The 14,359-nt window shown below is 53.8% G+C and carries 7 protein-coding genes; 1 reads left to right on the top strand and 6 read right to left on the bottom strand.

What is annotated here, in order from left to right; genetic code table 11:
- Nucleotides 1-4 precede the first annotated feature (4 nt).
- The 4 genes from SD425_RS08385 to SD425_RS08370 all read right to left on the bottom strand — a co-directional run bounded on the left by SD425_RS08385 (nt 5) and on the right by SD425_RS08370 (nt 7,148).
- On the bottom strand, nt 5-1,108 hold the full coding sequence (locus tag SD425_RS08385) for a family 10 glycosylhydrolase (RefSeq protein WP_324677381.1): 1,104 nt from the start codon (nt 1,106-1,108) through the stop codon (nt 5-7).
- Nucleotides 1,105-2,286, bottom strand: coding sequence for a carbohydrate-binding family 9-like protein (locus tag SD425_RS08380; protein WP_324677379.1), 1,182 nt, complete (start codon nt 2,284-2,286; stop codon nt 1,105-1,107). Before SD425_RS08380 ends, SD425_RS08385 begins: the two co-directional genes overlap by 4 nt.
- Nucleotides 2,287-2,466: 180 nt before the next feature.
- Complete coding sequence (locus SD425_RS08375; protein WP_324677377.1) at nt 2,467-4,062, bottom strand: SusD/RagB family nutrient-binding outer membrane lipoprotein; 1,596 nt, start codon at nt 4,060-4,062, stop codon at nt 2,467-2,469.
- A gap of 8 nt (nt 4,063-4,070) precedes the next feature.
- Entirely contained in the window at nt 4,071-7,148 is a 3,078-nt protein-coding gene (locus tag SD425_RS08370; protein ID WP_324677375.1) for a SusC/RagA family TonB-linked outer membrane protein, read from the bottom strand.
- Nucleotides 7,149-8,457: 1,309 nt separating this feature from the next.
- On the opposite strand from SD425_RS08370, the gene SD425_RS08365 reads away from it, so the two are divergent.
- A complete protein-coding gene (locus SD425_RS08365) occupies nt 8,458-9,549 on the top strand; it encodes a LacI family DNA-binding transcriptional regulator (protein ID WP_324677373.1) in 1,092 nt (363 codons plus the stop codon).
- An 89-nt stretch (nt 9,550-9,638) separates the two neighbouring features.
- Here the strand turns inward: SD425_RS08365 and SD425_RS08360 are convergent, their stop codons facing one another.
- Together SD425_RS08360 and SD425_RS08355 are read right to left on the bottom strand one after the other, a co-directional pair.
- Nucleotides 9,639-11,945 carry a GH92 family glycosyl hydrolase gene (locus SD425_RS08360; protein ID WP_324677371.1) on the bottom strand — a complete coding sequence of 769 codons (2,307 nt, stop codon included), beginning with the start codon at nt 11,943-11,945 and terminating at the stop codon, nt 9,639-9,641.
- Between the two features lie 97 nt (nt 11,946-12,042).
- Nucleotides 12,043-14,352 carry a family 20 glycosylhydrolase gene (locus SD425_RS08355; protein WP_324677369.1) on the bottom strand — a complete coding sequence of 770 codons (2,310 nt, stop codon included), beginning with the start codon at nt 14,350-14,352 and terminating at the stop codon, nt 12,043-12,045.
- Between the last annotated feature and the right edge of the window lie 7 nt (nt 14,353-14,359).

Genomic DNA, 14,359 nt, shown 5'->3' with positions numbered 1-14,359 from the left:
CGGCCTACCCAGCTGCCTTGTTCTGTACTTTCGCTGAGGCTGACTTCAGCGCGGCCAAGGCGCCATCCGATACGTCGCCGAACAACGAAACGCCCGCTGCCCCGTTGTTCAGGGCGTTTTCTATGCCCTGCTGCACTTCGGTGTCATTTTTAAAATCGGGCAGAAACAAGCCGGCGTACAGCGGAAACTTCCCATTGAGCGCCTTCACACCCTCCGCTACGGCTTGCCCAATCCAGGCCACGTTTTCTTTGTAAAACCCGTGATAAATCATGGGGCACACGGCGCTGATATTCCAGTTGACCCAGTCCTGCTTCACGTTGCGGTGGGCAATATCAGGAGTAGGAAAAACGGCGGCGGTTATCGGTTTCTTATACGATTTAGCCACGTTGGTGAGCCGCCGCACGACCTCGTTCACCCGCTGATAGCGAAACGCCCGCCACGAAGGGCTAGCTTCCGGGTACTGCACCGTATCGATGTCGATGCCGTGCTCGGCCTTATAGGCTGCTTTGCATACCGAGCAATAGCAGAAGTCATACTCTGGCAGTTCGCTGGTCTGCACGATCTTATACTTATCCCACAGATTGACGGGCAGAATCACGTCGCAAAAACGTACGTAATCTAGGTGAATGCCATCGATGTAGTCCTTCTTCAGGGCGGCGGCGTAATCCTGCTCCAAGTACTTTTTCACCTCCTCACGGGAAGGACACAGCCAGCGATAATAATCAACGTAAGGCGGATTGGTCGCGCACGACTCACCTTTACGGCTGACGGCATACCACTCAGGATGCGCTTGCAGCAGCGTTTTTTCGCCGCGGTTCATCGTCCAAATCCAGCGGTGTGCCTCTATTTTTTGTGCTTTTGCGGCGCGAAAGTGCTTTTCACTATCCTGCTCAAAGAAAATTCCCCGAATGCCCGCGTCGTAATACTTCCGGTAGCGTTCGGCTAGCTGCGGCGCCGTGTCCTTATGGTCCGGATTGATCCATACCCAGTGCTTCCAACCTACTTTAGGAGCGGCAGCGGGTAGGGCGGCCTGAGCTACTGCGGGCAATACAGAGGCCGTGAGGCCTGTCATCAAACTGTTCTTAACAAATCGGCGGCGGCTGGTCATGGTTTTAGGGTTTCTAGTAATCCTTCGTCATTGATGCGAATAGTGGCCTTGCCAACGGCCGTCAGGGTAGCCGTAAACTGGTAAGGTGTAGCGGCTAGTTGCAGCTGATTAGCTTGCTTATCGACTTCGACCTGTGGCGTTATTTTCAGCTCGGCTAGCGTGGCAGCATACCGCCCAGCTTTTTCCCGGTACTGTTGCTGGCGATAATACACCAGCCATAAATAGCGCTTGCGAAGTTCGGCCGGTGGCAGCTGAAACGTTGTGTTGGCTTGGCGGGTAAACTGCAAATACCCCCAACGCTCCGGGTAGTGCATATTGATAACACCCTGCGGCGACCACACCCAATTGTGCTCGGGCAGGTCTTTGCCGGCGGCATCTTTGAGCTTAGGGTTCTTATCGCCCACCACCTTGGTATCCCACTCGACCCGCGAGAAGTTAATGCGCCACAAGGTGCCTTCTGTGGGCGCTTGAAAGGGAAAGCCCATGCGCAAAGCTTTCAGTGGAATAGCCATTTCCACGGTCCAGCTTTTATCTTGGTCTTGGGGCTGGTTGAGCGTGCCGTCGATACTTACTCCCGACTGCAATCCGGCCACGTCCCAGCCAATCAAAGCATCCCCCTTGTTGCGGTACGGCTTGGGCAGGAACAGATCGAAGATCTTATTTAAAGCGTTAACCTCGATTTCGAAGTACTGATGCGTGTTATCGTCGGGGTCGATGAATACCTCGAAGTCGTTATCCTTGTAGATGATGTCATCGTGGTGCGTTTGCGTGGCCCAGATTTGGGGCTCCTGCATGGTGGCAGCGATAAACAAGGTGGAGTCGTTCCACAGCATCTTCACCCGCGTCTGAAAAGTAGGCAGGGGCTTGGCCGCACCTTCAATGTCAACGAAGTTGCTGGTCCACGCCGCTTTTTGCCAGTCGCTTTCCTGCAAGTTGCCATCCATGGCGAGGGGCTGGCTCGTGTGCTGCACCACGTAGCCCTTGGGCGGTGTGAAGAGTGCCTCCATTCCCTGGAAAGCAGTTTGGGCTTGTAGCGGGGAAGCTAGCGCCACAAAGCAGAGCAAGCTAGCCCAGCGGCCTAGTCTTTTTGCGGCGGTGTTGGTTATTGAGTGCTCTTGCCGACGTTTCCTCTTAGCCATGGTTTGAGGCAGTCGGAAAAGATTGTTGTTTGTTTTCATGTACGCTATTCGCTGAGCAGAGCGGCTGCTTTAATCGGGGCCCCAGGAGCAGTCGCCAGGTAAGGACCACCACTTGCTGTACCTAGCTTCGGATGGCACAGCCGCTTGTTAAAACAAGGGAGGCTTTACCCCAGGCTTGCCCGGAGTAAAGCCTCCCTATTTCATGAGAACTTTGGTCTACTACTTATCCCACCATACTCGTGAGGTCAGCTGGTCGCCGCCACTCAGGCTAGCTACCCCCGAGGCATAGCCACTGGGGTTGTTAGAAACTTCAGTTGACGGATAAATGATGCGGCGCGGAATAGTGCCGTTCGTCACGTTGCCGGGGTAGTTCACGGGTACAAGTACCGGATAACCCGAGCGCCGCCAGTTGAACCACCCTTCGATAAAGCTGAAAGTAGTGGCCGTTTCTACCCAGTACTGCTCATTGATTTGTTGTAAAGCCGTAGCAGCCACTAGCGGACGAGTGGTTACGTATGTCTCGATAGCAGACGTGCTAATCGTTGCGGCAGCATCCATCTGCGCGAGCGACTGTAAGGCACCGCGCAGACCGTTCGCATAGTGCGTAGCCGCGTTAGCTCCTACATTCCAACCCCGAGTAGCGGCTTCGGCGAGCAAGAACTCGGTTTCAGCGTAGGTAAGCACGAAATCGGGTGCATTTCTCTTGTAATACACGTTAACGCGCGGACGAGAGTAGTTGCCGAGCGGTGCAATGTCATCGCCGGTACCCGTTGGGCCAGGATAGTCGGCACGCTTCCGGATGTCAAAAGCACCCGTACCTGTCAGATCGTAGCCATTTGGCAAGCCCCGTTGCACCGTAGGGTCCGTGTTGCCTGTCAATGATTGGTTCGCGTTGTTTGTTTTGCCCGCCTGCGGGATTTCCGCAATCACGCCCAAGCGTGGGTCATTGTTGGCACGCAGATAGTCAATCAGGGTCTTGCTCCATTTTAGCTCCCGGAAATCATCAGTCGTGAGCAAGGCACCACTGCTGGCGTTTTGTGTGTCGCCGTTAGCAGCGTCGGTTTGCACGATGGCATTGTCGGCGGCGCTAGCGAGAGTGCCAGCGGCAGCCGCTTTCTCCGTCCACGTTTTGGCAGTAGCGGGGTCTACCTTGGTGAGGCGCATGGCAACGCGCACCATCAGCGAGTAGCCTAGCTTCTTCCACTTGGCCACATCACCGGCGTACATCAAATCGCCCGAGGCCTTCGCCCCGTTCGCATCTAGGCTGTTGATAGCTGCTTCCAGCTGCGTGAGCAATGCCGGATAGATGTCCTGCTGCTTGTCGTACTGAGGCGTCACAATGCCTTGCGGGGCCTGCAATGCTTGGGAGAAGGGAATATCGCCGTACGTATCCGTGATGCGTTGGAATATCATGACCTTCATGATATTACTGATAGCGATTACGTTGGTGAAGCGCGCAGCATTTTGGGTATTGGCTACGTCGATGGCTTGCTGCAGGCGGCTGAGTGCCCGGTAGCCATCGTTGAAGATTAGCGCCTGATAGCCCGTGAAGCCACCTGCGTTGACGTACTTATCGCCGTTGCCGTAGTAGTTGAACGTGCTAGCAATGGCTTGGATGGCTGGTCCCGGGTACAGCAGCTGCGAGTAGCCCGTGTTGGCAAACGTCAGCTGGCCATCTGTCAGCAGGTAGTTAGGGTTAAGGTTATCGGCCGACGCGGCATTGGGGTTGGTGTTCACCTCATCCAAATGGTCCTCCGAACAGGAAGTACTAAAAAGTACGGCGGCAAAAGCTATGTAGAAGATCGGCTTTTTCATTGCTCCGATTACTTGAATTTGACGTTGAGAGTAAAGCCGTACGTTCTGGTGAAGGGCAAAGAACCACCCTCAACACCGGCGTAGGTAACCAAAGGAGATATTGTGTTCTCCGGATCGATGTTGTCGGTATGCTTCATGATCGTGAACAGGTTACGACCTACCAACGAGAGCGTCACGGCCTGGAAAGGCGTATTTGCTAGCACTGCTTGGTTGAGCGTGTACCCGAACGTGAGCTGGCGGAACTTGATAAAGCTGCCATCCAGTACCGACAGCGACGAGATGTTGGTAGCTAGCTGTGGGTAGTAAGTATAGGCCGGCACCGTGATGTTGTTGACTTCGCCATTCTCTTTCACCCCTGGCACCAAGATGCCAGTTTCGCGGCCTTCCAGCGTAGATTTGTTCAAGCCGCGTGAGATAGAATAGTACTCAGTAGCCGACAGCACCTTGTTGTTGAACTTGTAGTCGATTAGGAAGGACAGGTTGAAGTTCTTGAAGGTGAAATCGTTGTTCCAGCCGCCATACAAGTTAGCAATGCCCGAACCCATTGGCTTTAGGTCGCCACGCACTGGTACACCGTTAGCGCCCACAATAATATTGCCGTTTGCATCACGCTTGTAGTCGTACGCCATGATCTGGGCAATGGCTTGGCCTTTCACCACATCGATAAAGGCGTTCATCGGACGGTACGTTCCGGTCTGCAAGGGCGGCGGGTTGTCAGTCTTGTCGATGTCCAGTACTCTGTTGCGTAGCTTGGTGATGTTAAACGACGACGTCCAGTTGAAAGCACCCGTCTTCACCGGCGTCACAGTTAGCATGGCCTCGACACCTTTGTTCTGGGTCGAACCTAGGTTAACCGAGCGGCTCTCGAAGCCCGTGGAAGACGAAAGGCTTGCTTTAACAATTTCCCCGTTGGTCTTCCGGTTGAAGTAAGCCAGGTCTAAGCCAATCCGGCCGTTAAGGAAACGCAGTTCCGTACCAATTTCGTATTCCTTCAAGCTGTACGGCTTCAGGTTAGCGTTAGGCAACTGGCTGTCGAAGGAGCTGCGAGCAGTACCGTTGATGTTGTTGTTAATGTTGTAATAGAAGGCCGTCTGGTAAGGCAGGGCTGGTTCGCCGCTGGTTTCGGCGTACGAAGCGCGCAACTTACCATAGCTCAGTACTGGCGACTGAAGCAGGTCGGAGAAAATGAAGCTACCCGACACCGATGGCGTGAAGATGCTGCGGTTGTTGCGCGGCAACGTCGAGAACTGGTCGTAGCGACCGGTAGTGCTCAGCGTTAAGAACTTGTAGGTAAAGTCGGCGGTGTAGTAAACCGAAGGTGTTTCCAGTCGGGTGTACTGATACTCCGAGTTGCGAGTACGCAAGTTAGAGGGCGAGTACAGGTAAGGCACAATGAACTGGCCACCATATAAACGGCTGCTCTCGAAGTTATTGCGACGGTAGTTAGCCCCTACGCTTGCGTCGATCGAGAAGTCTTGGTTCAGGTTTTTGCTGAACGACAGCAAGGCGTCCGTGTTCAACTCTAGGCGCGAACCTAGGGTCAGGTTTTCTAGCCCACCCTCACCATTAGCGGAGTAAAGCGTGCCGTAAGGCGTCACGTTGAAGCGACGGTCGCTGGAGTAGTCGTAACCCACGCGGCCCATCAACGAAAGCCAATCCGTAAACGCGTACTTAGCCGACAGCGAGCTGATCAGACGCTTGCGCGAGATGTCATTTTTGAACTGATTAACGACAAACCAAGGGTTTGTGGCGTAGCTGTCCGCGTTCCAGGCCGTTTCCAACCCGTTATTGTTTGGGTCGTAGCCCGGCTTCAAGGTTGCCTGATCAATGTTCGGCGCCAGGAAGATGATGTTGTTGGCGTTCAGCGGCGAGTCGCTCAGATAAGGCCGATTCTGGTCTTTCTGATCGATGTAGCTAGCAGTCAGGTTGAAGCTCAGCTTCTTGGTCAGTTCGTAGCCCGTGTTGAAGTTAACGGTTCTCCGATCTAGGCCGCTGTTGCGCAGGATAGACTTAGCATCTAGGTTAGACACCGACAAACGGTAGGTGCCTTTGTCGCCGCCACCCGAAATAGCGAGGGTGTTCGTCCAAGAAGGAGCGGTGCGGTAGAATTTCTCGATGTTGTTCTTAACCGGCGAGTAAGGATGCAGCTGGCCGTCGATGCCCACGGTGGGGGCACCGTCCATTTTTTCGCCCCAGGCCGTGTTGCCCGAGATGATAGCAGATGCAGCATCAGTTGGCCGGCCATTCTGGCTGCCTTGCCCATAAACGTACTGGAAATCAGTGTTGTCTACTGGCCGATCGAACTGCAGGTTGGTGTTGTATTCAATGGTGGTTTTGCCTTTGATGCCGCTTTTCGTCGTGATTTGAATAACGCCGTTAGCGGCGCGGGCGCCGTACAATGCCGAAGCCGTAGAGCCTTTCAGCACCGTCATGGTTTCGATATCGTCGGGGTTGATGTTGCTCAGACCGTCACCTAGGTCGGCCCCACCCCATTCGCCAGCGCTGCCCCGCACCGTGTTATCCATTGGCACACCGTTGATAACGATCAAGGGCGAAGACGTACCCGAGAAAGACGTAACCCCGCGGATGTTCAGACGAGCCGAGGAGCCCGGACCACCGCTGGTGCCGCCTACGTTCAGGCCAGCTACCCGGCCCGTTAGGGAGTTGGCGACGTTCGTTTCGCGCGCTACGTTCAAGGCGCTGCCTTCCACTTTCGTTACGGCGTACCCTAGCTTGCGCTCGTCCTTTTTGATACCCAAGGCCGTTACGACTACCTCACCGAGCTGCTTGGTGTCGGTAGCCATGATGACGTTGATGGAAGAGCGTCCGTTAACGGAAACGGTCTGGCTTACATACCCGATGTACGAGAATACGAGCGAAGCATTGCTGGGAGCTTCCAGGGCATAGTTGCCTTCTACATCGGAAGTGGCGCCCTGCGTGGTGCCGCTGACCTGAATGCTTACGCCAATAAGCGGCTCATTGTCGGAGCCGGTTATCTTGCCCGACACCTTGCTGGCTTGGGCATAGCTGTAGCCATGACAAAGCAGCAGGAGTAAAACAATTAACTGTAAAGTTCTTCTTACCATGGTGAGTTGATATAAGGGGATGAAGATGAGTTAATTGAATTGCAAGCCCAGAGGCTTGGAACAAGGCGGACCTTGTTGGCTTCTATTCCTAATTGGTGGGCAATTAGGATTTATCCCTTGCCTTGGAGAAGAATAAGGCAAAGCGACAGCTATAGCAGGCAGAGAAAGACAAGGTCTCTGCTACATCACTGCGGCGGCAATACTGCTAAAACGTTTAAACGGTGGGGTTTTCAGTTTTACAGCAAGTCAAAATTGATACTTTTCCGGTAACTGATTGAGTAGGAGTTTCCAAACATACCGAATGCCGTTTAGTAAAACAAATAATCAGGAAAGAAATGTGTGCGTACACGCAAAGCACAAATCTACTTTTGATGCTGTTTTTTATCAGTTATTGCACATTAAGAGAAAGGACGTTCACACAAGCTAGCCTTACCGCGAAATAGACTTTTCCGGGTAAGTACATAGCAATTACATTTCACCAAATCACTCCGCCGTCTGGCCGTTAGAGCATTTAGCGAATTAGAACTGAACTCGATTTAACTACTTCGGAACGCGTGAAGATGACGTCGATTTGTGCTTCTGTGTTTAACTGTACTTTAAGAAGCAATTACCATTGAGTTAATTCAAACGTAATCACCCTTTTGTTACAAACCAAATAAATAAAATAAAAATGTGTGTGCACACGCAAATAAATATTCCATAAGTGTGCGCACACGCAAATATTTATTATCTATGTACCCTACTGTTGCACTTTTACTAAGTATTTAGAACTAAAACTAGATTAGCTTAGCCGATAGGAATAAGCTAATCTGGTGGAGAAGTAGGCAAAAGACAGCATTACTGGCGAGCATAGCTTCCGGAAAGTTATGTAAGCTTTGGCAGGAGTAAGGAGCGGTAGTTTGCTTGGTAGTGGCACTGCCAACAAAGCGTGTGCAGCTTATAGGATCAAACCGTAGCGTAAACTCATTTATATGAATTCAGGGTTCACCGCCAAAAACGGGTAGAAATTCGGCCATTAGGGTGCAACGTCACCGACATTTGACCGACTTTCTACCCAATTAGGCCCTTGCCAGGCGTATTTTACGCCTACCTAGCCGAGATAGAAGGAGAACAAGCTGCTTCTATTGGCAATGCAGTTGCAGCTCTGCCATGATCTTGGATCAGAATTCGTATTCAACCTCGCTCTACGCTTTCAGGCTGTGGCCTCATACCCCATAGCCTGCCTTATCACAGTGTCTTTTCAATTTATTGCCATCTGCATCTCTCGACTATACGGATGGTCCGCCTTTAATTAAGCTTAAGTACAGCTATGGGAAAAAACGCGGTACGTATTAAAGATATAGCAGCCAAAGCGAATGTTTCGGTCGGAACAGTTGACCGGGTCATTCATAACCGCGGCCGTGTGGCGGAGGATGTGCGGCAGAAGGTGCTCTCCATGATGAAGGAGCTCGAATACGAGCCCAACATGATTGCGCGCACCCTAGGTTCTAACCGCACATACCACCTAGCTGCCATTCAGCCCAATCACACCCTAGACCCTTACTGGCAAGCGCCGTGGGATGGCATCAACAAAGCAGCCCGGGAACTACAGCAGTACGGTATCGAACTGACCATTTACTCGTACGATATGGCCCAGGTTGGCTCCTTCCTAGAGCAGGCCGAACTAGCAACGCAGTCACACCCCCACGGCATTCTGATTGCGCCACTGTTTTATCGGGAGTCACTGCCGTTTTTCGAGCGGTGGCACCAACTCCGAATTCCGTACGTACTGTTTAACACGGATATAGCCGAGATCAAGCCACTGAGCTACGTAGGACAGGATTCTTACCAGAGTGGTTTCTTGGCCGGTAAGCTTTTGCAATTTGGGCAGTCGCAGCCCGGCACCTTTCTCATTGCGCACATTGCCGAGGACATTGCCAACTCCGTCCACGTTACCCAGAAAGAACGGGGATTTCGGGACTACTTCGCTCAGTTAGCGGCAGCGCAGCCTGGCTCAAGCAAGCAGGATGGCCACAATCCGTATAAGATTATCAGCATCGATCTTCCTTACCCCACGGAGCAATCGTTTGCGCAGAAGCTAACGCAGCTGCTAGACCAGGAGCAGCAGCAACTGCGTGGCATTTTCGTCAGTACTTCCAAAGCGTACGAAATTGCGCCTTACCTAAAGAAGTACCCTACCGACATTCGTTTGGTAGGCTACGACTTATTGGAAGAAAATATTCACTTCCTGAAAGAAGGGACTATTGATTTTCTGATCAACCAGAACCCGAAAGAGCAAGGCTATTACGGACTCTATGCCCTGGCCGATCAGCTGATTTTCAAGAAAGATGTTTCCCCCTTGAAGTACTTACCGCTCGATATTATTGCGAAAGAAAATTTACACTACTACGTAGAAAAATAAAGCCGGCCGCCTGCCTTTCCAGCAAGCCGCCGGCTTACAAGCCGTTGTCCAATAGCCTAGGTGTGGAACCACGGCTACAGCGTGCTATCCTACTGCATTACCGACCTAGGCCGATCTTCTGGTGCAACGCCCCAAGTGGAGCTAGGTTGGCTGCCCATCTCAAATACAAGCTTACCGCCCTCCATCAATTGCTGGTGGGTGATGTAGGACTTGGTGTATGGCTTGCCGTTCAGGGTAATATTCTGGATGTACTTGTTGGCTGGGCCGTTGTTCTTGGCTTCGATGGCGAGCGTTTTGCCATCGGCTAGGGAAATAGTAGCTTCCTTGATGACGGGGCTCCCGAATACATAAGCGCCGTTGGCTGGGTTCAAGGGATAGAAGCCTAGCGTCGAGAAGACGTGCCACGCCGACATTTGGCCCACGTCTTCGTTGCCGATGATGCCGTCGGGTTTGGTGGTGTAGAAGTTATTGGTAATGAACCGCACCTGATCGGCTGTTTTCCACGGCTGACCTACGTAGCTGTACATATAAGCAATGTGGTGACTGGGCTCGTTGCCGTGGGCATACATGCCAATGAGCCCCGAGATGTCATTGGAGGCTTCCTCGCCCATATTCCCCTTCACGACAAACAATGAATCGAGCTTTTGGCTGAAGCGCTTTTCGCCACCTAGCAAGCCAATCAAGCCTTCCACATCCTGCGGCACCAGCCAGGTATATTGCCAGGGGTTGCCTTCCGTGAAGTCGCTCTTCATGTGCACGGAGGTGAACGGGTTGAAGGGCGTGCGCCACTCGTTTTGCGAAACCCGACCGCGCATAAACCCTACCTTTTTGTCGAAGTAATTCTCGTAGTTTTTAGCGCGTTTGCTGAAGTAGGCGTAGTCGTCGGCTTTGCCCATCTTCTTGGCCATTTGCGCAATGCACCAGTCATCGATGGCGTACTCCAGGCCCTTCGACACGCTTTCAGCTTCGCTGTTGGCGGGAATGAACCCTAGCTCTTTCACGGAAGCCAAGCCTAATTCGTCGCGCATAGCGGTGGTCTTCATCGCCTCGTAGGCTAGGTTAGCATCGAAGCCCTTGAAGCCTTTCAAGTACGCATCGGCCACCACGGGTACGGCGCTGTAGCCCACCATGCAGTTGGTTTCATTGCCCATCAGGTGCCACACGGGCAGCTTGCCCTGTTGCTGGTAAATAGCGAGCATGGTGCTCACCATGTCATTCACCCGCTCGGGCTGCAGTATGGTAAACAGCGGATGTGCGGCCCGGTACGTATCCCAGAGGGAGAAGGTCGTCAGGTTGGTGAAGGAAGCATTTTTGTGTACCTGCTTATCCGTGCCCCAATAGTCGCCGTTGTGGTCGTTGAAGATAGAGGGGGCAATCATGGTGTGGTACAGAGCCGTGTAAAAAGTCGTCAGCCGAGCTTTGTCATCAGCTTGGATGCGCACCTTTTGCAGCTCCTTGTTCCAGGCCGCGTCAGCTTGGGCAACGATCTTGTCGAAGTTCCAATGGGGAACTTCGGCGCGGATGTTCGCCAAGGCATTGTCAGTGCTCACGGGCGAGATACCCACTTTCAGCTTTACCTTCTCCCCTGCTTTCGTAGTGAAGGTCACAACTCCTTTTAGTCGATTGCCTTTCGCGGTAGGCGTTGTGTTGCCGAGCGAGTCCGTTACCTGCAAGCTGGTGAAATTGCGGATAGGCTTCGAGAGTACCGCCGCAAAATACAGACGCTGGTCGACGGCCCACCCTTTGGAGTAGCGGTAGCCGATGAGCGTAGAGTCGTTGAGCTGCTCAATGTGGGCATCCGTCGCTAGGTCCCACCCGATTCCTTGCTGCAAGTCGATGACGAGGTGCGCCTCCTCAGCCTTCGGGAAGGTGTATTGGTGGAAGCCTACTCGTTCGGTAGCCGTCAGCTCCGCTTTGATATCGTAGCGCTTCAGACGCACGGAGTAGTAGCCTGGCTTCGTGCGTTCTTCCTTGTGCGAGAACAGCGAAACAAAGCCCTTACTAGGATCTTTTTTCCCTTTAATAACCAAGACCGCGCCCGTGGTCGGCATCACGGCCACATCACCTAGGTCGCCGATGCCCGTGCCGCTCAGGTGCGTGTGGGAGAAGCCGACGATGGTCGAATCGGAGTAATGGTATCCGGAACACCAGTCCCAGCCTTCGGAGAGGTTCACCGGCCCGAGCTGCACCGCTCCAAACGGGACATTGGCGCCCAAAAAAACGTGGCCATGAAAACCCGTGCCGATGTAGGGGTCGACGTACTGCGTGAGGCTACGCTCTTTGCTTGCCCTGCTTGTGGTAGCAGCCTGCTGGGTGCTGGTGCAGGCCGCCAAAGCTATCAGACCACTAGTCAGCGCGACAATAGAGAGTTTTAATCGGGTGGTGTAATGATCCATGAAGCTTCCTTGATCAAATGAAATAGGGCGGAAAATAGAGGCTTTACTTAGCAGGCTAGGTCGAAAATTGGCTAGGGTACTCGCTTCGTTTTGAGGCCTACTGCTTCAGCCAGCTAGCTGGCACCGGTTGGGGCTCGCTGCCATCTTTGCTGTATTTGAGCAGGAGTGTGTACCCTCCCCCACCCTCCACAAAGTCGAGTGCTAGGGGCTGGAGCCCTTTGGCGAGGGCAACCTGTCCGCTCTTCTCGATGGCCGAATGCAGGCCGTCGTTGTCGACTACCAGACGGTCGGCGATGCGCAGCGTGCCGCCGTCGTCGCAGGTCAGGTAGAAGGTGTAGATGCCGGTTTCGGGAATAGCTAGGTAGCCGCGAAACCGCACTCCAAACTTGTCAGCGTTGGCCTGCGCAGGCACGGCAATGGCTTGCACCGTAGTACTGCCTTTGGCCGTAGCTTCCTGCATTCGAGCGGCAGCCTTGAAATACCCTTCAAAGTAAGTGGCCTTCAAGCCCGCTTCGGTTGCTTTTGCATTGGTAGGCTCCGCGTACGTCTGCTGCTTGTAGTTGATGGTATAGGTGTCGCCTTTCAGGCCTTCCGGGGTAAACGCAGCTAGCTTTACGGTAGTGGGCTTGTTGATGGGCAGCGGCTTGGTCAGCACGGGCGAGGTGTCCGTTGGAGCGCTGCCGTCAGTAGTGTAATGCAGGATCAGGTTGGCTAGGGGCTTCTGCACGGTCAGATTGGTGCTCGTCGTGAACACGCTTTCTTCCGCGAAGCCCGCTAGGTCTGGCACGCGGTAGTGCACGTTGAGCTCAGCTAATCGGGCATAGTGCTGTTTGAGCCGTTGCTGATAGGACGTGTAATTCGACTTGTTCGTCCAGACGACTTCGGCCAGGGCGGTCATGCGGGGCATCACCATGTAGTCGGCGCGGTTCTCGGAGGGCACTTGCTCCGTCCAAAGGTTCGCCTGGGCACCTAGGATAGCCTTGGCGCCTTCCGGACCTAGGTCTTTGGGCGCTACCTCGAAGTGGTAGACTTTATCAACCGAGTTTTTGTCGGGTAGGTAGTCGAAGTAGAGCGGATTGTTCGTGGTCATGATAACCTGGTTGCCGTTGCGGGCGGCCTTCGCCGGCGCGTCGGGTACCCAGCTGCGCCAGTACATCACGGTGGCCGAGGCATCCACGCCACCATCGAGCACCTCATCCCACCCGATCATCTTCTTGCCCTTCGACTGCAAGAACTTCTCGATCTGACGGACAAAGTAACTCTGTAACTCATTGACGTTCTTGAGCCCTTCCTTCTGCATCAGCTCGGTGCAAACGCCGGCTTGAGCCCACGTGGTTTTCTCCACCTCATCGGCGCCAATGTGGATGTATTGGCTTGGGAACAACGCGGCTACTTCGCTCAGCACGTTTTGGGTAAACTCGTAGGTGCTTTCGTTGCACGGGCACAGGGGCACGGAAAACTCTTTGCCCCAACCGACGTTGCCGGTGCACGTCAGAAACGGGTAGGCTTTGATGGCAGCCATCATATGGCCGGGCATGTCTACTTCCGGGATGATCTCAATGTGCCGGGCCGCGGCGAAGGCAATGAGGTCCTTCATCTGCTGCTGGGTGTAGAAGCCGCCGTACTCCGTTTGGCCGTTGCGCTGCCGCAAGTGCTTTGGCTCCAGAGCAAAATCAGAGTTATCCTTCGATTTTCTGATGCAGCTGGAATCCTGGTTGTTAAAGGTGCGCCACGCGCCTTTGGTCGTCAGGTCTGGGTACTTCTTGATTTCGAGGCGCCAGCCTTGGTCGTCTGTTAGGTGCAGGTGCAGCTTGTTGAACTTATAGAGGGCCAGCAGGTCGATGTACTTCCTCAAGTAGTCGAGGGAGAAGAAGTGCCGGGCTACATCCAGGTGCATGCCACGCCAGGAGTAAGCGGGCTGGTCCTGAATCTGCAACGCCGGCAAACGCAGCGGAGCCGCGCTTTTCTGCGCCTTTTCGATGGTGGCAGGCAGTAACTGTCGCACCGTTTGCATGGCCCGGAACATGCCCGCTGGCTCTTTGGCGGTGAGCGTTACTTGCTGGGGGGTAATCGTCAGGCGGTAGGCTTCAGGGGCCGCTATCGACTTGTCGTAGACCAGTACGATAGTATTCGCCGCCGCTGCCGTGGTCTTCTTCAGCGGCTGACCTAGGTTATTTGTCAGCAAGCCTTGCAACTGCTCTGCTTCCTGCGCAAACCGTTTGGCCTCGCCCGGCAAAGCTAGCTTGGTGGCGTTCGTGATGGTGAAGCTCCCACTCGCCGGCACCAAAGACGTCGGGTACGGAATCAGCGCGTATGCGTCAGTGGATGACTGAGCCGCCGCGCCTCCCCCACAAAGTAAGGAAAAGAGTAGGCAGAAGAGCGTTTTGATCGGCAGCGTTGGCTTCATTATAGGG

The organism is Hymenobacter sp. GOD-10R, from assembly GCF_035609205.1.
GTDB lineage: Bacteria > Bacteroidota > Bacteroidia > Cytophagales > Hymenobacteraceae > Hymenobacter.
Note: the sequence above shows the minus strand (reverse complement) of the source record. Positions and strands in the feature narration are given on the sequence as shown.

Bases quoted from the DNA above. Each gene is read 5' to 3' on its own strand.
- SD425_RS08370 (WP_324677375.1), bottom strand. From the start codon at position 7,148: ATGGTAAGAAGAACTTTACAGTTAATTGTTTTACTCCTGCTGCTTTGT.
- SD425_RS08355 (WP_324677369.1), bottom strand. From the start codon at position 14,352: ATGAAGCCAACGCTGCCGATCAAAACGCTCTTCTGCCTACTCTTTTCC.
- SD425_RS08375 (WP_324677377.1), bottom strand. From the start codon at position 4,062: ATGAAAAAGCCGATCTTCTACATAGCTTTTGCCGCCGTACTTTTTAGT.
- SD425_RS08365 (WP_324677373.1), top strand. From the start codon at position 8,458: ATGGGAAAAAACGCGGTACGTATTAAAGATATAGCAGCCAAAGCGAAT.
- SD425_RS08360 (WP_324677371.1), bottom strand. From the start codon at position 11,945: ATGGATCATTACACCACCCGATTAAAACTCTCTATTGTCGCGCTGACT.
- SD425_RS08380 (WP_324677379.1), bottom strand. From the start codon at position 2,286: ATGAAAACAAACAACAATCTTTTCCGACTGCCTCAAACCATGGCTAAG.
- SD425_RS08385 (WP_324677381.1), bottom strand. From the start codon at position 1,108: ATGACCAGCCGCCGCCGATTTGTTAAGAACAGTTTGATGACAGGCCTC.